The following is a 26,192-nucleotide window of genomic DNA, read 5'->3' on the forward strand; positions in this document are numbered from 1 at the left end:
GAATTAAGGTAAAACTAAAAGGACTTAGTCCTGTACAATACAGAACTAAATCCTTTGCTTAAATTAATTGTCTAACTTTTTGGGGTCAGTACAGTCTTACTCGCTTTTTTATTTTCAAGCTCGTGAAAAAGAGGTCCACTGGACCTCTTTTTTAATCTTCGTTTACGAAAGGCATCAAAGCCATTACGCGAGCGCGTTTGATAGCTGTTGTTACTTTACGTTGGTTCTTCGCTGAAGTTCCAGTTACACGACGAGGAAGGATTTTCCCACGTTCTGAAACGAAACGGCTAAGAAGCTCAGTATCTTTGTAATCGACATATTCGATTTTGTTTGCTGCGATGTAATCAACTTTTTTACGGCGTTTGAATCCGCCACGACGTTGTTGAGCCATGTTTAATTCTCCTTTATAGTTTTAATTCGTTAAACCCATTCTTAGAATGGAAGATCGTCGTCTGAGATATCCATTGGATTGGCTCCAAATGGATTTTCTTCACGACCAAAGTTTGGCGCTGCATTGCTTGGTTCAGATCCACCAAAGCTTGGGGTTGAGTTTCCAGCAAAACCACCGTTGCCTGATGAATAGCCACCACCTGCATGCCCTTCGCGTGCTGCACGGCTTTCCAATAGTTGGAAGCTGTCTGCTACGACTTCAGTGACATAAACACGTTGACCTTGCTGGTTTTCGTAATTACGTGTTTGAATGCGACCGGTAATCCCAATCAAAGCACCTTTCTTAGCCCAGTTGGCTAAGTTTTCTGCTTGCTGACGCCAGATCACACAGTTGATGAAATCGGCTTCGCGCTCTCCATTTTGACTCTTGAAGTTGCGGTTGACAGCTAAGCTGAAAGTAGCAACTGCTTGATTGCTTGGAGTGTAACGAAGTTCAGCATCACGGGTCATACGACCGACAAGTACAACATTGTTAATCATAAGTCACCTCTGATGATTTCTTACGCGTCAACTTTTACGATCATGTGACGAAGAATGTCACCGTTGATTTTTGAAAGACGGTCGAACTCGTTAAGAGCTACAGCGTCGTTCGCTTCAACGTTTACGATGTGGTAAAGTCCTTCACGGAAATCTTGGATTTCGTATGCAAGACGACGTTTTTCCCAATCTTTTGATTCAACAACAGTTGCACCGTTGTCAGTCAAGATAGAATCGAAACGTGCTACCAAAGCGTTTTTAGCTTCTTCTTCAATGTTTGGACGAATAATATAAAGAATTTCGTATTTAGCCATTGATAATGTTCCTCCTTTTGGACTAATGACCCCCTGTCTTTGCAAGGGGTAAGTGAGGTTTACTCACAAGAAACTATTATACCAGACTTTTCGAACAAAGGCAAGAATTATCTTTAGGATTTGAAAAATGATTCTGGACGTCCCCTTCGAGAAAAAAGAAAAAAATGTCCTAAAAAATGACATTTTATAGAAGAAACCCCTCCCCTTCTTTCTCCTCTTTCCTTAAAGAAAACTGATATCAGTTAGCTTTAAGCTTGAGTCTTTATACTAGCTACAACAAATCTCAAGAAACGAGGAACGATTATGAATTATCTTATCATCCCCGCCTATCAACCGGATCTGAATCTTGTCAAACTGGTTCGCTTAGTCCACGCTAAGAGCGATCTCCACATCATCGTGGTCGACGATGGGAGTGACGCTGACAAGAAAGTGATTTTTGACAAATTGGACGGTCTTGCGACAGTTCTGACTCATGAGCACAATCAAGGAAAAGGGCAAGCTCTCAAAACTGCTTATGCCTACATCCTAGAAAGAGGCACCTATGGAAGCATTGTTACAGCTGATGCAGACGGTCAGCACAAAATTTGGGATATTTTCAGGGTTGTTAACCAATCTCAAGAGCATCCTAGAACACTTATTCTAGGAGCACGCGCCTTCTCTGGAAAAGTTCCTTTGCGTTCTGCTTTCGGAAATAAATTGACTCGTTTCTTGTTTAAGCAACAAACAGGGGTGGTGGTCAGCGATACCCAAACGGGCTTACGGGCTTTCACTACGAATCTCTTGCCTTTCATGCTTGAGGTTGACGGTCAGCGTTATGAATATGAAATGAATGTTCTCCTCGCATCAAGCAAGTCCTTCCCCATCGTGGAAGTTCCCATCGAGACGGTCTACATCAATGACAACGAAGGCTCCCACTTCCGACCTATTCGAGATGGCCTCATGATCTACAAGGACATGTTCAAGTTTGCCCTCTCCTCTCTGAGTAGTTTTATCGTTGACTATCTGGTCTACGTCTTCTTCCTTTTCGTGATGATGGCCGTGCCCATTAGTCTACGTATTCTCCTAGCCAATGGGATCGCTCGTGTGACGAGTTCCATCTTTAACTACTCGACCAATAAGCACCTGGTCTTTAAGAATAAAGATAGTGTCGCTAAAACTGGAAGTGGCTACTTTGGTCTAGCTCTTGGCCTCTTTATTCTCGATACGCTCTTGATTCGACTCTTCTATACTGCTTTCGGGCTCAATCTCCTGATCAGTAAGATTGTCGTCGGCTTCCTCCTCTTTCTGGTCTCATGGGTGATCCAGAAAAAAGTGATCTTCAAAGAAAGGACTGCTCCCCACCATGAAATTCTTTAAAAAATCCTACACCTATGCTGCCTGCTTTGGCCTTCTTTTGACCAGCAGTTTTAGCTACTCGATGCTCAAGACCTTTGTCTTATCTGATGCCATCCAAACCGTAAAAGCTACGACTACGGACACCAAGGCAGCAAAAAAAGCAGCTGCATCGGCAACAACGACCGATACTAGCTATTCAGATGACAATATCCAGGTGAGCCTAACAGAAAAAACGATTGAAAATACCCAGGTTTACATTGCAGATATTACAGTCAGCTCATCTGACTACCTCAAAACAGCCTTTGCACAAAACACATACGGAACCAACGTGACAGCCAAGACCTCTGTCACAGCTGCCAACAACAGTGCCATTCTAGCAGTGAATGGTGACTATTACGGGGCTAACAGTACAGGATACGTCATCCGAAATGGAGTGGTCTACCGTGATACCGTTCGGGAAGATTCAAGCAATGGTGACCTAGCCATTTACAAGGATGGATCCTTCAAAATTATCTATGAAGATGAGATCTCAGCGGATCAATTGGTCAAAGACGGGGTCGTCAATCTCCTCGCTTTCGGTCCTTCCTTAGTTGAAAATGGAGAAATTACCGTCGATACCAACTCAGAGGTCGGGCAATCTATGGCGTCTAATCCACGGACAGCGATTGGAATCATCGATGAAAATCACTACATTATCGTCGTGTCAGATGGACGGACTTCAGAAAGCCAAGGCCTGTCTCTCTACCAATTAGCCGAAGTGATGAAGTCTTATGGCGTTAAAACAGCCTACAACCTGGACGGGGGTGGATCTTCTACACTTTACTTCAATGGCCAAGTTATTAATAAACCAACAACAAATGGTACTATCTCAGAAAGGGCGGTGAGTGACATTGTCTACATCGGTTACTAATCCTATCAAACAACGGTTGAAAAAAACGATTCTCTGGTACACTCTGATTTCAGCTTTCTTCTTTGTCGGAAGTCGCATCTATGAACACTTTAGTTTTGGCGAAACCTCTGCCTTCATGCACTACCTCTTCTTGATTCCTTTGATCGGTGGCGCCCTACTAGTGGCTCTACAGTTGATGGTGAAAGGCTTCTCTCGACTGAGTCTCAATCTTTGGAATTCAGGAGTGGCTACCCTAACAGCCGGAGCCCTCTACCGAGGGATTGTCAACCTCTCTGGTCGATCTACCACAATGGATCAACCCTATTATTACCTTGGAGTTGCCTTTCTAGCACTAGCTCTGATCAGCCTCTTCTTTGTCCGCAGTGTCTGGGTGGAGAAAACAGCCTAAGATCAAAAACGTCCGTTTCTTAAAAGAACGGACGTTTTTTAGGGTAAGTTAACGGATGAAGAACTTAACCTTCACGTTTTTTGCTGGCTACAAATCCCGCTAAAGCTAGTGAGGTCATGCCAAAGAGGCTAAGGACGGTTGAAGCCAATTCATCTTGACCTGTTTTTGGAAGACCAGTTACTGGTGTAGCTGTTGCTTCTGCTTGGCCACCTGTATGATAGGTAACAGCGACTGGTTTGTTTGTTGCCACTTCTTTTGTTTCGATTGCAGCTGGTTGAGCTGGAGTTACTGGGCTTTCAGGTTGAGGAGTTGGGGTAACAGGAGAGACTGGAGCCACAGGATGGACTGGATTTACTGGACTTACTGGATCAACTGGCGCTGGCTGTGGTTCTGGAGTTGGTTGAGGTTGTGGTTGTGGTTCTGGAGTTGGTGTTTCTTCTTCCACTTTTTCCACAAAGGTCTTGTTGCCCAAGATTGAAGCAGATAATTTCTTCCCTGCCTTATTCACATCTTCGATGTACTGGATAAAGACTTCAGTATCTGGATTAATCGCACCGATCAATTTTGTATCACGAAAGACTGAGAAGCCATCTCCGCCACCATACAAGAAGTCGTTGATAATCGCCTTGTAGGTCTTGTTGCGATCAATTTCAGTTCCGTCTGCCTTGTAAGCTTTCACGACCTTATAAGGATTTTCTTCTGTTGCATCAGCCGGTTTTGTATAGGTGTACTTGATCCCTGCCATTTGCAAGAAGTAAAGCTCTTTCTCATCATATTGTTGATCCAAAGCTTTGTAGATTTGGTCCCCAGTGATTTCTACTACTTGGAGGATATTTCCAAATGGTTGCACTGCTTGAGCTGCACCCCAAGTGACTGTTCCGTCTGGTTTCACCACGAGGTCTGCACGAATTCCTCCATTATTGGTGAAGGCAAAGTCAACATCTGGATAACCTGATTTTTTGGCAATATCTAGTTGCGCTGCTGTGACCAAATCTCCAACAGCACTTTCTTTTTGCGCATTCAATTCACGGGTAATATTTTCAGCTTTGTCTGCTGTACCGATTTTTGCTTCTGTTACTTTTTTAACCGTCGCATTGGCATCATCGATGATCGCTTGAACCTTGGCATCTTTTGCTTTGCCTTTCGATGGATCTACCGCAATAATCTTAGCAGTTGGAGCTTTGACAAAGTCAGCTGTATCCGTATCTAGGACCCCACGGACATCCGAGTAAGCTTTCCCTTGAGACGTACCTTGAACAATCAAGGTATTTCCAACCATCCCGTTTGTATATTGGTGGTTATGACCTGCAAAGACGATATCCACTGAGTTTTCAGGATAGATTTGATTTAATTTTTTGATCATGTCTGCAGCAGGACCTTCTGCTACACCATTCTTACTAGTGGCAGCAACGTGAGCCAAGACAGCGATAGCATGCACACCTTGGTCATTTAATTCACGCGCATATTTAGCAATCGATTCTGCTTCATCCAAAACACGGTATTGTTCATGATTTTTACGCAAAACAAGATTTGGGAATTCTGTCGTAACAACCCCGATAAATCCGACCTTAACGGTCTTGTCATTGACTGGGATTTCTTTGATGGTATAAGGTTTCCAGTCAAATGGGATTTTATTGGTATCTTTGTCAACCAAGTTGGCAATGACGACTTCTTGTTTGGAAGCTTCATGAGGATACTCATCTACGATCTTATTGAATTGACCAGGTGTTGGGGCTTCTCCCTTCATGATCCGGTTGAATTCACCAAGTCCTTCGTCAAACTCGTGATTTCCAAGGGTTCCGTATTCAAAGTTCATTTCATTGAAGACTTTTACAGTTGGTTCATCTTGAAGGAGGGCAGAGTTGGCTGGACTAGCGCCGACCATATCTCCCGCTTGCACACGGATGCTGGCATTAGGCGTTCCGGCATTCTCCGTTTCAAAGTCTTTTTGCGAATCGTTCAAATAGGTTGCCAAAAGTGGGGCTGTTCCTGCGTTTTTCACAGTTTCGCCTTCTAAACGAGCTGTCCCTGTTTGTTCCAAGGCACCGTGGAAGTCATTAACGCCCATGAACTGTACGGGCAATTCGTCTGCAAAAACGCTATTGATCGCAAAAACACTAAGACCCGCAGCGACCGCTAGGATACTGCTTTTCAAGATAATTTTTTTCTTCATAGAATACTCCATTTTCTAATGTAGAACACTTCTCCAAAAAGGAGAATGCAGAACAGTTGATTTGCTGCAATCAGCTCTTCCATTTTACTATTTTTTCGGTTTTACTTCAATATTTTCCTAGAAACTCTTACAATTTTATTAGAAAAACGCTTGATTTCCGAACTTATATCCAGCTGTCTTTTCTTTAGTTCCTAGATCTATAAATTGTTAAAAAAAATCAGTCCCTAAAGTTTCATCAAATAAGAACTGAAAACTATTGTTACGTAGAAGCATAAGATAGACACAATGAATCATGTGAATCGACTATACTTTTCTCCTAAAAATACAAATCATTTGTGCTATAATGTGGTTAATGGAAAATAGTAAAAGTACAATCACTAGAAAAACTCTCAGAAAGCAGGAACCTGATGTCCTGGGCAAGACAATTGCTTCTACTCCTTATCTACCAGTAGCACAAATTCATGGTCTCCTGGTAGATAAGGAAAGTAGGTGCCAACACTATCATTCTCCACTAGATATTGTTGCTCTAAAATGCTATGACTGTCAAAAATATTATGCCTGTTATCAATGTCATGATCATATAGAGGATCATAGATTTCGAGCTTATCCTTGCCACATAAGGCAGGATAAGGTAGTTATCTGTGGTGTTTGTCTACATGAAATGACTATTGAAAACTATCAAAAGTCTATCTCTTGCTCTCATTGTCACAGTCGGTTTAATCCAGCTTGCTCAAAGCACTATGACATTTATTTTGCAAAATAAAAAGATTGAAGACATTGTTCGTGTGAACAGAGCCTTCAATCTTTTTTTAGTTAAAGTAGCTATGATCTTTTAGTGCTTTTAAAACTGGCTTAGTCACCAAAGAGACGATGAGTCCTTTTAACAGGTCAGGAATGATAAAAGGTGTCAAACCGACAGCTACGGCTGTAGACCAACCCATATTTCCAAGGAAGTGAAGGGTGAGAATTCCACCGACAAATACTGGGACATCTCCTAAAACAAAAGCCAAAAAGATTTTCCAAATGGGTGTATCAGCATTGGTCAGTTTAGAAGTGATAAAGGCGAAAAGGGGATAGGCAAGTATATAACCAGCTATTGGACTAAAGAAGGTTTGAAAACCACCGCTACCTCCTGCGAAAACGGGTAGACCAATTGCACCGAGAATAAGATAGAGGAGAGCAGCAAGAGTAGCTTCTCTCGGTTTAAAAATGGCAGCCACCAGTCCTACAGCAAAGGTCTGTAAGGTGATGGGCACCGCTCCTATCGGAATGATGATTTGTGATAAGGAAGCAATGATAGCAGCTCCGAAGGCTGGAAGAACAATTGAAAAAGTATGATGTTGTTTCACTTTTAGTTAACCTCACTTTCAAATATGGTTAACCTATTATACCAGACAACTCCTCAATGGTCAACCAAAATATAAAAATAGGTTGACTGTAGAAACTGGAATTCGTTTGTAATTTTCTTTCTCAAGCAATCCCACTTTCCAGCACTCTTTTTATTTTATGAAATCATTCACCTAGTTACTGATGGGCTAATCAAATATTTTTAAAAAAATATCAAATTCTTTTACCGCTGGCATCATCAATGCAATCCACAAGGTGATTTCACCCTCTGTGGATAGAAGACTTCCACAAACTGATGAAACAGCGCTTAACTGTTTCAAAAAAAGCAAGTGGAAATGTAAAAGACGGTCTAAATAAGAAAAAAAGCCGGAATGCTCCGACTTTTTTTCTTATTTATTTACATTTTCCCATTTCCAGTTGTGCACTTCCGGAATGTCATCTCCGTTTTCACGGATATAAGCATTGTGGAAGGCAACTGTTTCATCCATTTGAGCTGCAAATGCGGATGCTTCTTCCCCAAGAGCTGCATTAGCAGCATCTTGTGCCAAGTGGAAGCGGTCCAACTCAGACATCACACGCATATCAAATGGTGTTGTGATATCTCCGTTTTCACGGTAACCATGTACACGAAGACTGTGGTTGTGACGGTTGAAGAAGATGTCACGAATCATGCCTTCGTAACCATGGAAGGCAAAGATGACAGGTTTGTCAGTCGTGAAGACTTTATCGAACTCTTCGTCAGAAAGTCCACGTGCATCTACTGATGGGTGACGCAATTTCAAAATATCCACAACATTGACAAAGCGGATCTTCAATTCTGGGAAGGCTTGGTGCAAGATTGTGATGGCTGCAAGAGCTTCAAGGTTTGGCTCTGTACCTGCAGCTGCAATGACAAGATCTGGCTCTTCATCTGCTGACACAGTTGATGCCCAATCGATCACCTTGTACCCTTCACGAACCAATTCTTCTGCCTCATCAGCTGAGTAGAATTGAGGACGTGGGTGTTTTGAAGTAACGATCAAGTTTACCTTGTCTTCTGCCTTGAAGGCTTTATCCATCACTGCAAGCAAACTATTAGTATCTGCCGGCAAGTACTCACGGATGTATTCAGGAGTTTTCTCAGCCAAGTGAGTCAAGATACCTGGATCTTGGTGAGTGTAACCATTGTGGTCTTGTTGGAAGACAGTTGAAGTTGCAATCAAGTTCAAGGCTGGGTAGTTTTTACGCCATGTTGTATGTGTCTTAGACTTACGCAACCATTTGAAGTGTTGAGTGATCATAGAATCCACAACACGAAGGAAGGATTCGTAAGAAGCGAAGAATCCATGACGACCTGTCAAGACATATCCCTCAAGCATTCCTTCTGCTTGGTGCTCTGACAATTGAGAGTCAATGACACGACCAGCAGGGCTCAAGGCTTCATCGTAGTCTGGTTTCATACGTCCTAACCATTGACGGCTTGTCCGTGTGAAGACTTCTTGAAGACGGTTTGATTTGGTTTCGTCTGGACCGAAAATACGGAAGTTATCTGGGTTTGCATCTACTAAGTCTGCCGCATACTTACCAAATTCGATCATGTCTTGAGCCATGATTTCACCTGGTGTGTTGAATTGAAGGGCATGTTTCTTCCAATCAGCTGTGTTCATTGGTTTGATCACACCAGCATTTGTGATTGGGTTCATAGCCATGCGACGGTCACCTTTTGGTGCAATTTCCGCAATTTCCGGAACTAGTTTTCCAGTTTCGTCGAACAATTCAGCTGGACGGTAAGATTCCAACCATGAAAGAAGGGCATCGACATGCTCCATGTGGTGAGCATCTACTGGGATTGGCACTTGGTGAGCACGGAATCCACCCTCGATTGGTGTTCCTTCCCATGCTTTTGGACCAGTCCAACCTTTAGGAATACGAGCAATCAAGACAGGGTATACTGGTTGAGTTGCTTCTTCAGCAGAACCTTTACGAGCTTCTGCTTGGACTTTCTTGATTTCTTCAATCGCTTCGTCCAATTTTTCAGCGAACAAAGCGTGTGCAGCTTCGTGGTCTTCTGAAATCGCAGTGACGTTCGCAAAGATTGGTTTCCAACCAAGACCTTCAAAGAAGAGGGCCAATTCTTCGTCTGTTTTGCGTTCGAAGATGGTTGGGTTGTGGATCTTCCCTCCGTTGAGGTAGAAGATTGGAAGGATAGCCCCATCGTTGACTGGGTTCAAGAAGGTATTTGACAACCAACCAGCCATCAATGGACCTGTTTCTCCTTCACCGTCACCGATAACTGTGGCAGCAATCACATCTGGATTATCCAATACAGCACCTGCAGCGTGAGAAAGGGCATAACCAAGTTCCCCACCTTCGTGGATAGATCCTGGTGTTTCAGGCGCTGCGTGAGAAGCAATTCCTCCTGGGAATGAGAAGATCTTACACAAGTGTTTGAAACCTTCTTCATTTTGTGGGATGTTTGGATTTAATTCAGTATAAGAACCATCTAAGTATGAGTTCGATACCATTACTTGTCCACCGTGACCTGGTCCTTCAATGTAGAACATATCCAAGTCATATTTGTTGATGGCACGGTTCAAGTGAGCATAGATAAAGTTTTGCCCTGGTACAGTTCCCCAGTGTCCGATTGGGTGAGCCTTCAAGTCATTTTCAACGACTTCGCGCTTCAACAATGGGTTATCTTTCAAGTACATTTGAGCAGCTGAAATGTAGTTGGCTGCACGCCACCAAGCGTCTACTTTATCCAAGTAAGCTTTGCTGTTATAATCGACAGTCATCTTGTCTCCTCACAATTTCTAGACAGGTCTGTTGGACAACCTGTTCGTTTGATGAATAGTTTAAAAAATCTGTTTTCAAGTCAAACAGATGATATTGAAGAAAATATTCAATATTACTTCTATTCTATCAAGAATTTCCCTTTTTGTACATCAGAAAGTAAGAAAAATATTCTTTGAACGTCAAATTTTAATTTCCCACTAAAGTGGTTCCATTCCCTACAGGGATAGGTTTTAAAAAAAGACTTTGCTGATTTTTGCAAACCAGCAAAGTCCCAAATGAAATGGAGTCGGTTAAATGACTTTTTGACCTTTCTTGTAGACATCTGTCACTAGATTTGTCGCAAAGAAATAGAAGAGATAATCTAGATTTGGTGCATCAAAGATGGTAATGTCAGCCTGTTTGCCAACATCGAAAGAGCCGATTGTTTTAGCACGATCTACTGAATAGGCTGCATTGATGGTCACTGCATTGAGAATTTCTACTGGAGTTAGGCGCATCATGAAGCAACCCAGATGCATGGCAAACTGAAGATTGGCTGTCGGACAAGACCCTGGGTTGCTATCTGTTGTCAGGGTGATGGCCATCCCAGCGTCCAACATCTTACGAGCCGGTGCATAGGTATCTTCCATGAGGCTGAAGGTTGTAGCTGGCAAAAGATTTCCAATCACTTTTGCTGCGGCTAGTTTTTGAATGCCTTCATCGGTAATCACCATCAAGTGTTCTGCGCTGGTAGATTCCAATTCAGCCGCCACATCAACACCACCAATGGACTCGATCTCATCGGCATGGATCCGTAGCTTGAAGCCCATCTCCTTAGCTTTAGAAAGAAGATAGCGAGATTCATCTGCTGTAAAGACACCTTTTTCACAGAAGATATCACAGAACTCAGCTAGCTTTTCTTCCTTCACTTTGGGAAGCATTTGCTCCACAATGAGATCTAAATATTCTTGGGAACGGCCCTTGTATTCTGTTGGGATCGCATGGGCTGCCATAAAGGTTGAAACCAAGTCTATTTGATGATCCCGGTCCAAGGCAGCTACTACATCTAGTTGGCGTTTTTCAGTTTCCCAATCCAAACCATAGCCACTCTTGGCTTCGACAGTAGTCACCCCATGACGCAACATGTAATCCAACAGTCGTTTGGACTTGTCATAGAGATTGTCAAAAGAAGCTTCCCGTGTCGCCCGAACCGTGCTCAGAATTCCACCGCCTTGAGCGAGGATGTCTAAGTAAGAAACACCTGCTAACTTTTTCGCAAATTCATGCTCCCGACTGCCTCCATAGACCAAGTGGGTGTGGCAGTCAATCAAGCCAGGAGTCGCAACTTTTCCTTCACAGGATTTCACTTCCGTATGGTCATCGATCAGTTCAGGGTCTGGTTGACCTGTCCCAACTGCAAGAATCTTTCCATCTTTAATGGCGATATAAGCATCGGAAAGAATTGTTGCCTCTGCCATCTCCTTGCCATAGAGAGGATGGCCTAGATCATTCGGACAAAACAATTGGTTAAAGTGGGTTAATAGGATATCAGCAGACATATGAAACATTCCTTTCTATTTCCATTGTTATTCATTTTACAATTCTACAGGAAAAGCGTCAAAAAAAAGTCAAAAAGTTTTTCCCTCATTTTTTTTTGCTTTATTAAAAATTATATTTTTTTTTGACTCTTTATTGACGTTTCTTCGATACAATAAAGAAAATATAAATTCACAGTCCAACTATAAGGAGGGTTCTGCTATGTCATTTATAGACGAGAAAGAAATTGCAGCTGCTATGTCTGTCAAACTTGACTTTGATGTCCTACCTGAAAAGGCGACTTTTCAAGAAGGCATCCGTCGTGCACCTGATAGAGGCTTCCGCTTAACGCAAGCTCAGACTGAAATTGCCCTTAAAAATGCTTTGCGTTACATTCCTAAAAAATTCCACCAAGAGTTGATCCCAGAATTTCTGGAAGAACTGAGAACTCGCGGTCGGATCTATGGCTATCGCTTCCGTCCAAAAGATCGGATCTATGGAAAACCAATTGATGAGTACAAAGGAAAATGCACTGCTGCTAAGGCTATGCAGGTTATGATTGACAACAACTTGAGCTTTGAAATTGCCCTTTATCCATATGAATTGGTCACTTACGGAGAAACAGGTTCTGTCTGTGCCAACTGGATGCAATACAACTTGATCAAGAAATACTTAGAAGTCATGACAGAAGACCAAACCTTGGTGGTTGAATCTGGTCACCCTCTCGGCCTCTTCAAGTCTAAACCAGAAGCTCCTCGCGTCATCATTACCAACGGTCTCTTGATCGGTGAGTATGACAACATGCGCGACTGGGAAATTGCTGAAGAGATGGGCGTTACCAACTACGGTCAGATGACGGCTGGTGGTTGGATGTACATCGGTCCTCAAGGGATCGTTCACGGTACCTTCAACACTCTCCTTAATGCTGGACGTCTTAAACTCGGTGTGCCTGATGATGGCGACTTAACTGGTAAACTCTTCATCTCGTCTGGTCTCGGTGGTATGAGTGGAGCTCAAGGGAAAGCAGCTGAAATTGCAAAAGCTGTTGCCATCGTTGCAGAAGTAGACCGCTCTCGAATCGAAACCCGTCACTCTCAAGGTTGGATTAGCCAAGTAACCGACAGTGCCGAAGAAGCTGTGAAATTGGCTCAAGCAGCCCTTGAAGCTGGTGAATCTACTTCTATTGCCTACCATGGAAATATCGTAGACTTACTCGAATATGTCAACGAACACCAAGTTCATGTTCACCTCTTGTCTGACCAAACCTCTTGCCACAACGTTTATGATGGTGGCTATTGCCCAGTTGGCATTAGTTTTGAAGAACGGACACGTTTGCTGGCAGAAGACAAAGAAACCTTCCGCCGTTTGGTTGATGAAACCTTGGCTCGTCACTTTGCAGTGATCAAAGCCTTGACAGCTAAAGGTACTTACTTCTTCGACTACGGTAATGCCTTCATGAAATCTGTTTACGACTCAGGCATCAAGGAAATTTCTAAGAATGGCTTGGATGACAAAGACGGCTTCATTTGGCCATCTTATGTAGAAGATATCATGGGACCTATGCTCTTTGACTATGGATACGGTCCATTCCGTTGGGTCTGCCTCAGCGGTAAACATGAAGACTTGATTGCAACTGACCACGCAGCTATGGAAGCGATCGATCCAACTCGTCGCTACCAAGACCGCGACAACTACAACTGGATTCGCGATGCTGAAAAGAACCAACTGGTGGTTGGTACACAAGCTCGTATTCTCTATCAAGATTGCATGGGCCGTGTCAATATTGCATTGAAATTCAATGAACTCATTCGCCAAGGCAAGATTGGACCTGTCATGATTGGACGTGACCACCATGACGTATCTGGTACGGATGCTCCATTCCGTGAAACATCAAACATCAAAGATGGATCAAACGTTACTTGTGACATGGCGGTTCAATGTTACGCTGGTAACGCTGCTCGCGGTATGAGTCTCGTTGCCCTCCACAACGGTGGTGGTACTGGTATCGGTAAAGCTATCAACGGTGGATTTGGGCTCGTCTTAGACGGTAGCCACCGGATCGATGAAATCATCAAGTCTGCCATTGCCTGGGACACTATGGGTGGGGTTGCTCGTCGGAACTGGGCACGGAATAACCATGCCATTGAAACAGCGATCGAGTACAACCGTCTCCATGCAGGAACAGACCATATCACCATTCCTTATCTGGCAGATGAAGATTTGGTCAAAGAAGCCGTTCAAAAATTGTTTTAACATCAAAAAATAAAAACTGAGAAAGGGGAGGAAAATACAAAGACTCCTCCTCCCCAACTTCTCCTATAAAAAGAGGTAATCATATGGCAAAAATTGTTGAGTGTATTCCAAACTTCTCTGAAGGACGCAATCAGGCTGTGATCGACGGATTAGCAGCTACAGCAAAAAGTATTCCAGGTGTCACTTTACTAGACTACTCGTCTGATGCCAGCCACAACCGCAGCGTCTTTACACTCGTTGGGGATGAAGAAAGCATTCAAGAAGTGGCTTTCCAATTGGTGAAATACGCTTCTGAAAACATTGATATGACCAAGCACGAAGGCGAACACCCTCGTATGGGAGCAACAGACGTTTGTCCATTTGTTCCGGTTAAAGATATCACTACAGCTGAATGCGTTGAGATCGCTAATAAAGTAGCCGAACGCATTAATCGTGAATTAGGTATTCCAATCTTCCTTTATGAAGATGCTGCAACTCGTCCAGAACGGAAGAACTTGGCGAAAGTGCGTAAAGGACAATTTGAAGGAATGCCAGAAAAATTGTTGGAAGAAGACTGGAAGCCAGACTACGGTGAACGCAAGATTCACCCAACTGCAGGGGTTACAGCTGTTGGTGTCCGGATGCCACTCGTTGCTTTCAATATCAACCTTGACACAGACGACCTAGAGATTGCCAATAAGATTTCTAAAATCATTCGTGGATCAAGCGGTGGATACAAATACTGTAAAGCGATCGGTGTCATGCTAGAAGATCGTAACATCGCCCAAGTCTCCATCAACATGGTCAACTTGGAACAATTCCCATTGTATCGTGTCGTTGAAACCGTTCGTTTCGAAGCGCAACGCTATGGTGTTCGCATCATCGGAACAGAACTCATTGGACTGGCTCCTGCTAAGGCTTTGATCGACTCTGCTGAATACTACTTGCAATTAGAAGACTTTGACTACAGCAAACAAGTCTTGGAAAATCACTTGTTGGGTTAGAAAGGGAGTTCTATGAAACTAGTTGACTTAAGTATTACGGAGTTTGCCAAAGTTCTTGGTTCAGATGCTCCAGCTCCAGGTGGTGGTTCTGCTGCTGCTCTATCTGCTGCGAATGGGATTTCCCTTACAAAAATGGTCTGTGAACTGACCATTGGAAAGAAAAAATACGCAGAATTTGAAGACCATATCAAAGGGGTTCATGAAAAAAGCGCTCAACTCCAAGACCAATTACTAGAAGCCATCGACAAGGATACAGAAGCTTTCAACGTCGTATCAGCTGTCTTTGATCTTCCAAAAGAAACCGAAGAAGAGAAAGCTGCTCGTCGTGAAGCCATGCAAAAAGCTCTGAAACATGCGACAGTATCTCCTTTCTCTATGATGGAACTCATCGTTGAAGCTCTTGAAACCACCAAAGAAGCTGTTGGCAAGTCCAACACCAATGCGGCTAGTGACCTAGGGGTAGCTGCTCTGAATCTTAAAGCTGGCCTTCAAGGTGCTTGGCTCAATGTCTTGATCAACATTTCAGGAATCAAGGACCAAGACTTCATCCAAGAATACCACGGCAAGGGACTCAAACTTCTCCAAACCGGTTCTGATCTTGCAGATAATATTTACCAAACCATTTTAGAAAGTCTATCTTAAACCTAGCAAATAAAAATAAAGAAAGAAGGGATTCTATGGTTTTATCGGATATTGAAATTGCCAATTCTGTCCAAATGAAGCCCATCACCGATATCGCTGCTGAACTTGGATTGACTGAAGACGACATTTCGCTCTACGGAAAATACAAGGCAAAAATTGATAGCAACCAACTGGAACAACTCAAGGATAAGGAAGATGGAAAGCTGATCCTCGTGACAGCCATCTCACCAACACCTGCTGGAGAAGGAAAGACAACCACCTCTGTTGGCTTGGTCGATGCTCTTTCAGCTATTGGTGAAAAAGCCGTCATTGCCTTGCGCGAGCCTTCTCTTGGCCCTGTCTTTGGGATCAAGGGTGGAGCTGCCGGTGGCGGGTACGCCCAAGTGGTTCCAATGGAAGATATCAACCTTCACTTTACCGGAGACTTCCATGCCATTGGGATTGCCAACAACTTGCTTGCAGCCTTGATTGACAACCACATCCATCATGGCAATGAGTTGGGCATCGATTCTCGTCGCATCACCTGGAAACGGGTGGTCGACATGAACGACCGTCAACTCCGCCATATTGTCGACGGCCTTCAAGGAAAAACAAACGGGGTTCCTCGTGAAGATGGCTTTGACATCACAGTGGCTTCTGAAATCATGGCTATTCTCTGTCTCTCAGAAAATATCCTTGACCTCAAAGAACGCCTCGATCGCATCATCATTGGGTACAACTACCAAGGACAACCAGTGACAGCCAAAGACCTCAAAGCGGGCGGTGCTATGGCTGCCGTCCTTAAAGATGCCATTCATCCAAACTTGGTGCAAACCTTGGAGCATACTCCTGCCATCATCCACGGCGGACCATTTGCCAATATTGCTCATGGCTGTAACAGTGTGCTGGCTACTAAACTAGCCCTCAAATATGCAGACTATGTCGTGACAGAAGCTGGCTTCGGAGCAGACCTCGGTGCTGAAAAATTCATCGATATCAAGTGCCGTATGGCCGAGCTCAAACCTGCTGCCGTTGTCCTCGTCGCAACCATTCGTGCCCTCAAAATGCATGGTGGAGTTGCTAAAGCAGACTTGGCTACGGAAAATGTCCAAGCTGTTATCGATGGTCTACCAAACCTAGACAAACACTTGGCCAACATCCAAGAAGTCTATGGTCTACCTGTGGTCGTTGCCATTAACAAATTCCCACTGGATACAGAAGCTGAGCTAGAAGCTGTCTATGAATCTTGTAAGAAACGCCATGTAGATGTGGTCATTTCGGATGTCTGGGCAAAAGGTGGGGCTGGTGGTCGTGACTTGGCTGAAAAAGTCATTCAACTGGCTCAAGAAGAAAACCACTTCTCTTATGTCTATGATGAAGAAGACAGCATTGAAACAAAATTGACCAAGATCGTCACAAAAGTATATGGTGGTAAAGGCATCAGCTTAACACCAGCAGCCAAACGCGAACTGAAAGAATTGGAAGCACTCGGTTTCTCAAGCTATCCAATCTGTATGGCCAAAACGCAATACTCCTTCTCAGATGATGCCAAGAAGATGGGAGCGCCAAAAGATTTCACTGTTAAAATCAGCAACCTTAAGGTAGCTGCCGGAGCTGGCTTCATCGTAGCTCTCACTGGTACCATTATGACCATGCCTGGCCTACCTAAAGTTCCTGCCAGTGAAAAGATTGATATCGATGCCCACGGCAATATCACTGGTCTCTTTTAAGAAAGAGGGCGTCCTATGGTGACTATCCTTCATCTTACCCCCGCAGATTATCAGATTTCTACTTGGTCTGGTGGCCAAACCACCCAACTCTTTCTCTCCCCAGAGGGAGGAAGCTATCCAGATCGGACATTTGACTTCCGCCTCTCTACTGCAACAGTAGAGGTTGAAAAAAGTAACTTTACCGATCTCACGGGCTACCACCGAATCTTGATGCCCTTAAATGCCTCCATTAGGCTCACCCATCACCATAAAGAAGTGGTTTTGAACCCCTTTCAAAGCTACTTCTTTGATGGGGGAGATCCTGTATCTAGCCAAGGGACTTGTCAAGACTTTAATTTGATTTACAAACCTTCTTATCAGGGGCATATGAGTGCTATATCCCCAAAAGAGAGTGTCAAAAGTCAGAGTCGCTATCAATTGATCTATGCTCTCTGTCCACTAACACTCAAATGGGGAACCAATCATTCTCAAACTCTCCAAACTCACGAGCTCCTGGTGATCGAACAAGCATCTCCTTTTCAAGAGATGACAATCACGTTTTTACCCCATCAGTCTGGGGAGCAACCGATTGCTATCTGGACTGGACTACAATAATGTTCACAAAGGAGAAACATTATGAACGGAGCACATAAACAGTCGATTGAGGAACAAGAAAAAGCGAAATTCAGCTTTAGTGGTGCCACTCTATACGGTATCAACGCCGTAATCGGATCTGGTATCTTCCTCCTCCCTCAAAAAATATATTCTGGCCTTGGACCAGCTTCTCTAGCTGTCATGTTCGGAGTAGCCATTCTCGTCATGCTACTATCAGCCTGTCTGGCTGAAACGGCTGGCTACTTCGATAAAAACGGTGGAGCTATGCAATACTCAAAAGCCGCTTTTGGAGATTTCGTTGGCTTTAACGTTGGGATTCTCGGTTGGGCCGTTACTGTTATCGCCTGGGCTGCCATGTTAGCCGGCTTTGCTAAGATCTTCATCATTACCTTCCCAGCATTTGAAGGCTACAACCTTCCGATCAGTGTCGGTATGCTGATTCTCTTGAGTCTGATGAACATCGCCGGTCTGAAAACCTCTAAGATGTTCACTCTGACAGCTACTGTTGCAAAATTAATCCCCATTGTCCTCTTCTCACTCTTTGCCATCTTCTTCATTTCTGGCGGGGTAAGCAAGGGCAACTTCACACCTTTCCTTCAATTGGAAAGTGGAACAAGTCTCTTCAGTTCTATTTCTAGTACAGCCGTCTACATCTTCTACGGTTTCATCGGATTTGAAACCATGTCTATCGTTGCAGGGGAAATGCGCAACCCTGAAAAGAACGTTCCCCGCGCTATTCTAGGTTCTATCAGTATTGTATCTGTTCTCTACATGTTGATCATCGCTGGAACAATCGCCATGCTTGGTGGTCGCATTATGCAAACTGGTGCACCGGTACAAGACGCATTTGTCGAAATGATTGGCCCTATCGGAGCTCCACTCGTTTCTTACGGAGCCCTCATTTCAATCGCCGGTCTAAACATCGGTGAATCCATCATGGTCCCTCGTTTTGGTGCCGCATTAGCAACTGAAAAACTCTTGCCAGAAGGGCTTGGAAAAACAAACTCTAAGAATGCCCCTGTCATTGCCATTATCATCTCTGGTATCTTCGCTTTCTTACTCTTGTTATCTGGCTCTTTCGAATCATTAGCAACCTTCAGTGTTGTCTTCCGTTTCTTCCAATACATTCCAACTGCTTTGGCAGCTATCAAACTCAGAAAAATGTACCCAGACAAAAAGGTTACCTTCCGAGTACCATTTGGTCCCGTTATCCCAGTTCTAGCCGTTGTGGTCAGTATCTTGATGATTGCAGGGGACAACATGATGAACTTTGTTTGGGGTGCCATCGGTCTCGTGATCGCAAGTGGACTTTACTTTGTTTTCCACGGCGATAAACTACATAAATCGAAAGCCCTTCCTCACTAATTTTCTTTACACAGTAGATGGGAACAGAGACGGGAGCGAAGCTCGGTTTTGCTCCCTAACCCATCTAGGACTCCACGAATGTCAAACCTGAGCCCTTTTCTCTATGACCCTTTTCAATTTTTATGATCAATAGACAATGGGCCCATGTTTGGTATTCAAACCGAAGTAAACAACACTACTTCCACAGAACAACTATTCATAATCGGAGGTTTTATATGACTCAATTGATTCATTTAGATGGTAATAGCTTAACACTCGAAGAAGTCATCGCTGTAGCTCGGCACGGTGCCCAATGTGAGCTTGATGAACAAGCCAAAGAAGCCGTTATCGCATCCCGTAAAATCGTTGATGACATTGTCCGGGAAAAACGAGTCGTCTATGGTGTAACCACTGGCTTTGGTTCCCTCTGTAATGTCAGCATCTCTCCAGAAGATACTGTTCAACTGCAAGAAAACCTGATACGAACTCACTCATCTGGCTTCGGTGATCCACTTCCTGAAGATGCCGTTCGTGCCATCATGCTGATCCGTATCAACTCGCTCTTGAAAGGCTATTCTGGCATTCGTCTGTCAACCGTTGAAAAACTGTTAGAATTGCTCAACAAAGGAGTCACTCCTTATATTCCTGAAAAAGGATCACTCGGAGCTTCTGGAGACTTAGCACCACTTGCTCATATGGTTTTACCAATGTTGGGTCTTGGACGCGCCTACTACAAAGGAGAACTTCTCAGTGGTCAAGAAGCCCTAGATCGTGCTGGAATTGAAAAGATCCAATTGGCTGCCAAAGAAGGGCTTGCCTTGATCAACGGTACAACCGTCCTAACGGGTATCGGTGCTCTTGCGACTTATGATGGTATCCAATTGCTCAAACTCTCTGATATCGCTGGTGCTCTCTCAATGGAAGTTCACAATGGAATTACCAGTCCATTCGAAGAAGACCTTCATACCATCCGCCCACAAAGTGGACAATTGGCAACTGCTCGCAACATCCGTAACCTTCTTGAAGGAAGCAAGAATACCACTGTTGCGACTCAACAACGGGTACAAGATCCTTATACACTTCGCTGTATCCCTCAAATACATGGAGCCAGCAAGGATTCTATTGCTTACGTAAAAGAAAAAGTTGAAATCGAAATCAACTCTGTCACAGATAACCCAATCATTACCAAAGAAGGACACGTCATCTCAGGAGGTAACTTCCACGGTGAACCAATGGCACAACCATTTGACTTCCTAGGGATCGCCCTTTCTGAAATCGGAAACGTATCTGAACGTCGGGTGGAACGCTTGGTCAACAGCCAGCTTAGTAAATTACCATCCTTCTTGGTTAAACACCCTGGACTCAACTCAGGCTTCATGATTACCCAGTATGCTTGTGCATCCCTTGCATCTGAAAACAAAATCTTGTCTCACCCAGCTAGTGTCGATTCTATCCCATCTTGTGAAAACCAAGAAGACTTCGTCAGCATGGGAACAACAGCAGCTCGTAAAGCGGCTGAAATTCTTAAGAACTCCCGTCGCATCGTTGCTACTGAAATCATGGCAGCTTGCCAAGCCTTGGATCTCAAGCCAGAAAATCATGAACTTGGTAAAGGTACAAAACCAGCTTATGAGCTGATTCGTCAAAAACTGAACTTCATTGAATTTGACAAAGATATCGAAATCTTTGAAGAACTTAATAAAGCATCTGCTGTTGTCGAAAGCGAAGAATTCTTAGCAACCATCGAAAAAGCAGTTGACTTAAGCATTCAATACTGATACAGTAAGAATAAAGCAAAACAGAGGCTGGCGATCTTCTCAGCCTCTGCCTGCTTTCAGAAAAATAAGGGAGGCGACAAGCTTGCTCACAAACTACTATCCAATGACCTACAGCTACTACCAAGGTAGCATCGAGGACAATCCCTACACGGCCAAATGGGGAATGGTCACCAAATTTTTAGACCTAAACGACGAGACTCTCACACCATTTGAGGGGATGACCTTTGGGATCATCGGCTTTAAGAGCGACAAAGGAGTCTATATCAATAATGGGCGTGTAGGAGCAGTCGAGGGTCCTACAGCCATCCGTTCTCAAATCGCTAAACTTCCATGGCACTGGGGAACCAATGTGACAGTGTATGATGTGGGAAATATTGACGGGCCTAACCATTCACTAGAAGAACTCCAAGAAAGCCTCTCACAAGCGATCCAGCGCATGTACCAATTAGGGATCCAACCCATTGTCCTAGGAGGCGGTCACGGAACTGCTTACGGCCACTATCTAGGGATTCAATCCAGTTTAGAAAAAGATGAACAACTGGCTGTGATCAATCTGGATGCCCACTTTGATTTGCGACCTTACGACCAAACCGGTCCCAATTCTGGAACAGGTTTTCGTCAAATGGCTGATCATGCTAAAGAAAAAGGTCAGGACTTCCCTTACCTCATCCTGGGGATCCAAGAGCACAATAATAACCTCTTCCTCTTTAATTACGTTGCTAAAACACCAAGCATTGATTTTTTAACTGGCCAAGATCTCTTCCAGATGAGCCACCAAGCCATTCTGGATCGAATCGATCAATTTTTAGAAAACCAAACCGCGATCTATCTGTCTATTGATATGGATTGCTTTGCGGTCGGCTCTGCTCCCGGTGTTAGCGCCATCCAATCACTTGGTGTCGATCCTAAACTAGCCCTCCTGCTTCTCCAACACATTGCTGCTAGTGGCAAACTAGTCGGATTTGATGTCGTGGAAGTTTCTCCTCCTCATGACATTGATAACCATACTTCAAATCTTGCTGCGACCTTTATTTTTTACTTGACACAAATATTGGCGCAACAAAAACTGAACTAAGAAGATTTCTATACACATAAAAAGCATAGAAACACTCATTGCTAGGGTATTTCTATGCTTTTTCTTCGTTTTCAGACACACTGATCTTTGCCTGAAAGGAGGACAGGCCACTTAGCCCTCTCTTATGATTTAGGCAAGAGACACTACAGGTCTTTTAATTTCTTAAGAAACTGACGATCTCTGTAGGGATTCAAGTGTTGCTCTGCCACCTTTTTGTAGTAATTCTTATCTTCTTTCAAGAAGGTGCTCAGGGCAGGATCGAGCTCTTCCCCCTTCTCCTTTTGATTAGATAAGAAAGCTAATAGATAATGAACCATCCCCTTATCCCGTGAATTGGCAGATTTTTTCATCGTCCTTTCTTTTCGAGCCAGATAATCGGCAACCTTCTCCTGATCCCCTTGCTGACAAGCAATCAAGGATTGGTAAAATTCGAGCAATTCTTCCTTCCAAGGGAAACGAACACTGGACAAAATCTTCTGAGCTCTGTCAAAACAGAGGCGAGCTTGGATCAAATCTCCCTTCCAATAATAGGCGATTCCAAGATCAATATCAAAGACGACACGGACGGAATCAACAGCTTGATCTCCCACTAAACGCAGAACCTCTTCTAAGTGGGTGACCGCTACTTGGAAATGCCCTCTCACTTGCTCGATTTCAGCGAGGTAGGCCAAAGAAGCTGCAATTTGAATGGCATACTTGGCCTGCATGCTATTGGTCAAACTAAAGCAATCAATAGAGCGATACAGATGCCGAGTCGCCTGCTCCTCATCCCCAACCATCAGGTGATACAAGCCCTTCAAACGCAACTGGATCGCGATGACCTCATGATTATTGGCTTGGATGGCATCTTCCAGAGCCAAATCTGTATAATAGGCCATCTCAGAGATATTTTCAGTTTGAATGCAATAATAAATGATTTGCCGATAACCCTCTAAGAGGAAGTCGGATTGCTTGAGTTCCCGCGCATAGGAGATGACTTTTTGGATATCATGAATCCCCTTTTGATACTCCCCACTTCGAATAAAATAGCGACCTTCTAGGTACAAGTAACGCAGTTGCAAATACTTGTATTCTCTATCTCTTTGGTGCCTTGAAAAGAGGTTATCTAATTCTTGGCGTATACGGGATAGCTCTCCAAAAATGTCCAAACGGCTATTTGTACCATCTGATAGGAACCCCTCATCTACCTTGGAATAAATCGGAAACAGTTCATGCTCCAGCTGAAGGATTTCTTCTAAGTAGGTCAACTCAAAAGATATGGAACGCAAAAGATTTTGGGATTGCTTGTATTGGTAGGCAATTTCCTTATAAAGAAGAAGGTCCGTCGCATCTTCTAAGCTTTCTTCCAATTTTTGCGCAATTTGTTGGTGGAAGAGTCGCCGTCTAGCTGGCGAGAGGAGATGGTAAAAGTACATGGCTACCAATTGCTTGCAAAATTGAACCATGAGAGCCTCTCCTTCTTCTACGATTGAAACGATCGCTCTTTCAGATAAAGGCTCGATTAATTCTGTCAAAACAGGAAGCTCTGTAGCTGTCAATTCTGCCAAGATAGACAGAGAAATTGGCTTATGAAAACAAGATAGGTAGTGTAGAAGAGCCTCTTCCTCACTGCTCATATCCCCAAGTTCCTGAGAAAGATAGGCTTGAATGATATCAGGCAAGGGTTCTAAATTTTCATTTTCTTTCCACTCTTCGATATAGCTGGACAGCAAGAACGGACTGCCTTCACTCCATTCAACCATCTGCTCCATCACTGCCGGCTCTATTGCCCCCAGTTCCCCTTTCAAGAGAGCACGACTTTCACTTGGGGAAAAATTGGTCAACTCTAGTTGGGACAAGCGTTTCTCTACCTTCAAGCCCCCCAAGAAGTTGACGAAGAAATCTGGTAGGGGATCTTCCGCTGTGAAAATTAGTTGCCATTTCTCCTGACTTCTTCTCTCCTCTAGTTGTTTCACTTTTTCTAGAGACACTGCATCGAACCACTGGGCGTTTTCAAGCAGGATCAGGAGCGGTTTTTCTTTGCTAAGGCCTTGAAGCTGATTCCATACAGAAATGAGATCATCCTCCTCTTCCAGAAGGGAAATCCCCATCTCATCCCCCAGTTTCTCTAGCGCTTGTCTGAGATCATTCCAGCTGCTTCCTTCGTATCGTTGACTAGTAGCTTTTCCTTCCACCTTGATAAAGTTAAAACTGCGATTGGACATCAAGACCAACTGTCGCAACAGACGTTTCTTACCTGTTCCAGATTGCCCCATCACGAGAAAAGGACCTACCGCTTCACCTGTCTCGACTAAGGAAAGGTATTCCTCGAGTTGCGAGAGTTCTTGTTTCCGACCAAAGAAAGAAAGTTCACGAATATTCAAGCGATTGGTCAGTTTATGAGTTCGTTTGGCTTCCAAAACGGAGTGATAAAGTTCCTCAATCGCTCGACTGGGACGCACACTGAGCTCGCGATCCAATAAATCGACTAGCTTATAATAGGTCTCGAAAAATTTTCCTAGCTGATGATGGAAGCTATAATACTCCATCAAGAGTTGGTAGTTTTTCTCTTCAAATTCATCCAGTTCTACCAAATGATGGAGCAAGAGTTCTATACTAGAGTCTCCGAAACCGACCTTTTCAATTTTTTGATAGCAGCTTTCGACATAGAGCTTCCTATATGCATCCCGTTTTCGAGAAGCCCACTGATCAAAGTCTTCATCATCCTTGACATAGAAGCCCTCTAAAAAGTCTCCCCGATAAAGATCCAAGGCACTTAGTGGATCTCTTTCAAAGAGTTTGACATCCAAAGAAAGGCTCAAATCAGGATTAAGGGCCAAACTGCTCCGACTTGGAGAGACAATGATATCTCCTTCAAAGATTTTATTGGCTTGGTAAACCGTATTCCGTAAGTTTTTGCGAGCTACTTGGTTTTCCTTATCTCCCCAAAGGATACCGGCTATTTCATCGCGGTTGACCTGGCCCATGACCGCTAAATAATAAAGCAAGGCCTCCATCTTCGAAAAAGAAAACCGAATAGTTTTCTGATTGAAAACAACCTTAGGGGGTCCAAATAACTTTAACGTGAGATCTTTCTTCATTGCAAGCGCCTCCAAAAATTTCATATTAATACTATAAAAAAAAAGTTGGCTTTTAGCAAGTGATTTATCCAAATAAAAAGAGATTGAGAACGATTCTTTCTCAATCTCTACACTTCCTACTAAAAGTGTTGATTAATTCACTTCAAAATTCGGTTGATGATCAAATAACGCCTTTGTTGCTTGGTAGACGTGGTAAGCGACATCTTCATTGTTCATGGTGTAAAGATGGACACCTGCCACATCTTGAGTAACCAAATCAACGATTTGATCGACTGCATAAGCAAGTCCTGCTGCTCTGAGTGACTCAGGATCATGCTCATACTTGTCCAGAATGGCTTTAAACTTCCGTGGGATATGAACATTTTCACAAGTCTTAAGGAGACGAAGGGCCTGATTACGATTGAGAATCGGCATCACTCCTGCATGAATAGGAACATCGATCCCAGCCAAGGTACACTTATCTTGAAAATCATAGAAACGCTCATTGTCAAAGAAAAGTTGAGTGACCAAGCTAGAGCACCCTGCATCTACCTTCTTTTTAAGATTTTGAATATCTGAAATTTGGTTTGGAGAATCTGGGTGTCCCTCAGGATAGCAAGCACCAATCACCTCAAAATGAGAAGCTTCTGTTTTAATAAATTCAATCAGATCCGTTGCATAACGAAAGTCTTTTAAAGGTTCCACACCAGGGATAATATCCCCACGCAGAGCCAAAATCCGATGAACCCCTACTTCATCTAACTCATGAAGAGTATCGGCCACTTTTTCCTTGCTCAAATAAACGGCTGGTAAGTGAGCAATTGTCGGAATAGACAATTCATTTTGAATATAATTGGCTAAAGCAACCGTCGTCTCTTTGATATTGTATTTATTATTGCTAGCGGTCACACTAATGAAGTGAGGGGCTAGCTCCTGCATATTTGCCAAGGCACGTAAGAGCTTGGCATTGCCTACTTCAGGATTTGGAGGAAAAACTTCAAATGACAGAGACGGTGTGTGTTGTGACATATTCTATCCTTTTCTTTTGTTTCTTTGATCAAGAACTCTGAG

Annotated in this window: 22 protein-coding genes; 13 read left to right on the forward strand and 9 right to left on the reverse strand. The window is 43.6% G+C overall.

The genetic code is table 11. The features are described from left to right. Positions 1 to 2: 2 nt before the first annotated feature. On the forward strand, positions 3 to 62 hold the full coding sequence (locus tag HMPREF2704_RS11675) for an integrase core domain-containing protein (protein ID WP_371106653.1): 60 nt from the start codon (positions 3 to 5) through the stop codon (positions 60 to 62). A gap of 89 nt (positions 63 to 151) precedes the next feature. Here HMPREF2704_RS11675 and rpsR read toward each other — a convergent pair whose 3' ends face one another. Genes rpsR through rpsF form a run of 3 tightly spaced genes read right to left on the reverse strand, consistent with a single transcriptional unit; the run spans position 152 to position 1,241 of the window. After that, positions 152 to 391: a 30S ribosomal protein S18 gene (gene rpsR / locus HMPREF2704_RS07890; protein ID WP_000068664.1), complete on the reverse strand. Its 240-nt coding sequence runs from the start codon at positions 389 to 391 to the stop codon at positions 152 to 154. A gap of 41 nt (positions 392 to 432) precedes the next feature. Next, a complete protein-coding gene (locus HMPREF2704_RS07895) occupies positions 433 to 930 on the reverse strand; it encodes a single-stranded DNA-binding protein (protein ID WP_021153796.1) in 498 nt (165 codons plus the stop codon). A gap of 20 nt (positions 931 to 950) precedes the next feature. Further along, complete coding sequence (gene rpsF / locus HMPREF2704_RS07900) at positions 951 to 1,241, reverse strand: 30S ribosomal protein S6 (RefSeq protein ID WP_003005040.1); 291 nt, start codon at positions 1,239 to 1,241, stop codon at positions 951 to 953. Positions 1,242 to 1,544: 303 nt separating this feature from the next. Between rpsF and HMPREF2704_RS07905 the strand changes: the two genes are divergently transcribed. The 3 genes from HMPREF2704_RS07905 to HMPREF2704_RS07915 are packed head-to-tail and all read left to right on the forward strand — an operon-like array spanning position 1,545 to position 3,874. Next, positions 1,545 to 2,597, forward strand: coding sequence for a bifunctional glycosyltransferase family 2/GtrA family protein (locus HMPREF2704_RS07905; RefSeq protein ID WP_070846157.1), 1,053 nt, complete (start codon positions 1,545 to 1,547; stop codon positions 2,595 to 2,597). Further along, on the forward strand, positions 2,584 to 3,486 hold the full coding sequence (locus HMPREF2704_RS07910) for a phosphodiester glycosidase family protein (RefSeq protein ID WP_070846159.1): 903 nt from the start codon (positions 2,584 to 2,586) through the stop codon (positions 3,484 to 3,486). The genes HMPREF2704_RS07905 and HMPREF2704_RS07910 overlap by 14 nt, the downstream gene beginning before the upstream one ends. After that, a complete protein-coding gene (locus HMPREF2704_RS07915) occupies positions 3,467 to 3,874 on the forward strand; it encodes a hypothetical protein (protein WP_049490889.1) in 408 nt (135 codons plus the stop codon). Before HMPREF2704_RS07910 ends, HMPREF2704_RS07915 begins: the two co-directional genes overlap by 20 nt. 64 nt (positions 3,875 to 3,938) lie before the next feature. Here HMPREF2704_RS07915 and HMPREF2704_RS07920 read toward each other — a convergent pair whose 3' ends face one another. Then, positions 3,939 to 6,047: a surface-anchored 5'-nucleotidase gene (locus HMPREF2704_RS07920; RefSeq protein ID WP_070846161.1), complete on the reverse strand. Its 2,109-nt coding sequence runs from the start codon at positions 6,045 to 6,047 to the stop codon at positions 3,939 to 3,941. A gap of 424 nt (positions 6,048 to 6,471) precedes the next feature. Between HMPREF2704_RS07920 and HMPREF2704_RS10915 the strand changes: the two genes are divergently transcribed. After that, entirely contained in the window at positions 6,472 to 6,810 is a 339-nt protein-coding gene (locus tag HMPREF2704_RS10915) for a CHY zinc finger protein (protein WP_080934958.1), read from the forward strand. Between the two features lie 46 nt (positions 6,811 to 6,856). Here HMPREF2704_RS10915 and HMPREF2704_RS07925 read toward each other — a convergent pair whose 3' ends face one another. From HMPREF2704_RS07925 to hutI, 3 genes are all read right to left on the reverse strand, one after another. Beyond that, on the reverse strand, positions 6,857 to 7,396 hold the full coding sequence (locus tag HMPREF2704_RS07925; RefSeq protein ID WP_024054847.1) for a biotin transporter BioY: 540 nt from the start codon (positions 7,394 to 7,396) through the stop codon (positions 6,857 to 6,859). A 387-nt stretch (positions 7,397 to 7,783) separates the two neighbouring features. After that, positions 7,784 to 10,168: a phosphoketolase family protein gene (locus HMPREF2704_RS07930; RefSeq protein ID WP_049474088.1), complete on the reverse strand. Its 2,385-nt coding sequence runs from the start codon at positions 10,166 to 10,168 to the stop codon at positions 7,784 to 7,786. Between the two features lie 291 nt (positions 10,169 to 10,459). Further along, positions 10,460 to 11,707, reverse strand: coding sequence for an imidazolonepropionase (gene hutI, locus HMPREF2704_RS07935; protein WP_070466503.1), 1,248 nt, complete (start codon positions 11,705 to 11,707; stop codon positions 10,460 to 10,462). Positions 11,708 to 11,906: 199 nt separating this feature from the next. Here hutI and HMPREF2704_RS07940 point away from each other — a divergent pair, with 199 nt between their 5' ends. The 8 genes from HMPREF2704_RS07940 to hutG all read left to right on the forward strand — a co-directional run bounded on the left by HMPREF2704_RS07940 (position 11,907) and on the right by hutG (position 22,062). Further along, on the forward strand, positions 11,907 to 13,937 hold the full coding sequence (locus tag HMPREF2704_RS07940) for a urocanate hydratase (protein WP_045759825.1): 2,031 nt from the start codon (positions 11,907 to 11,909) through the stop codon (positions 13,935 to 13,937). A gap of 83 nt (positions 13,938 to 14,020) precedes the next feature. Beyond that, positions 14,021 to 14,920, forward strand: coding sequence for a glutamate formimidoyltransferase (gene ftcD / locus HMPREF2704_RS07945; RefSeq protein WP_003008641.1), 900 nt, complete (start codon positions 14,021 to 14,023; stop codon positions 14,918 to 14,920). Positions 14,921 to 14,932: 12 nt separating this feature from the next. Then, entirely contained in the window at positions 14,933 to 15,562 is a 630-nt protein-coding gene (locus HMPREF2704_RS07950) for a cyclodeaminase/cyclohydrolase family protein (protein ID WP_070466505.1), read from the forward strand. Between the two features lie 35 nt (positions 15,563 to 15,597). Further along, positions 15,598 to 17,271 carry a formate--tetrahydrofolate ligase gene (locus HMPREF2704_RS07955; protein WP_070846163.1) on the forward strand — a complete coding sequence of 558 codons (1,674 nt, stop codon included), beginning with the start codon at positions 15,598 to 15,600 and terminating at the stop codon, positions 17,269 to 17,271. A 15-nt stretch (positions 17,272 to 17,286) separates the two neighbouring features. Beyond that, the gene (locus HMPREF2704_RS07960) at positions 17,287 to 17,865 is read left to right on the forward strand and encodes a HutD/Ves family protein (protein ID WP_070846165.1); all 579 of its coding nucleotides are present in this window, start codon (positions 17,287 to 17,289) and stop codon (positions 17,863 to 17,865) included. 21 nt (positions 17,866 to 17,886) lie between these two features. Further along, complete coding sequence (locus tag HMPREF2704_RS07965; protein WP_070846167.1) at positions 17,887 to 19,230, forward strand: APC family permease; 1,344 nt, start codon at positions 17,887 to 17,889, stop codon at positions 19,228 to 19,230. A gap of 215 nt (positions 19,231 to 19,445) precedes the next feature. Continuing rightward, on the forward strand, positions 19,446 to 20,987 hold the full coding sequence (gene hutH / locus HMPREF2704_RS07970) for a histidine ammonia-lyase (protein ID WP_070846168.1): 1,542 nt from the start codon (positions 19,446 to 19,448) through the stop codon (positions 20,985 to 20,987). Positions 20,988 to 21,069: 82 nt separating this feature from the next. Continuing rightward, complete coding sequence (hutG, locus tag HMPREF2704_RS07975; protein WP_003008653.1) at positions 21,070 to 22,062, forward strand: formimidoylglutamase; 993 nt, start codon at positions 21,070 to 21,072, stop codon at positions 22,060 to 22,062. A gap of 143 nt (positions 22,063 to 22,205) precedes the next feature. Here the strand turns inward: hutG and HMPREF2704_RS07980 are convergent, their stop codons facing one another. Next, on the reverse strand, positions 22,206 to 25,142 hold the full coding sequence (locus tag HMPREF2704_RS07980) for an ATP-binding protein (protein ID WP_070846170.1): 2,937 nt from the start codon (positions 25,140 to 25,142) through the stop codon (positions 22,206 to 22,208). Positions 25,143 to 25,274: 132 nt separating this feature from the next. After that, positions 25,275 to 26,150 carry a methylenetetrahydrofolate reductase [NAD(P)H] gene (metF, locus tag HMPREF2704_RS07985; RefSeq protein WP_049474095.1) on the reverse strand — a complete coding sequence of 292 codons (876 nt, stop codon included), beginning with the start codon at positions 26,148 to 26,150 and terminating at the stop codon, positions 25,275 to 25,277. Positions 26,151 to 26,192: the final 42 nt, after the last annotated feature.

This window comes from Streptococcus sp. HMSC076C09 (genome assembly GCF_001837905.1).
Taxonomy (GTDB): Bacteria; Bacillota; Bacilli; order Lactobacillales; family Streptococcaceae; genus Streptococcus; species Streptococcus parasanguinis_I.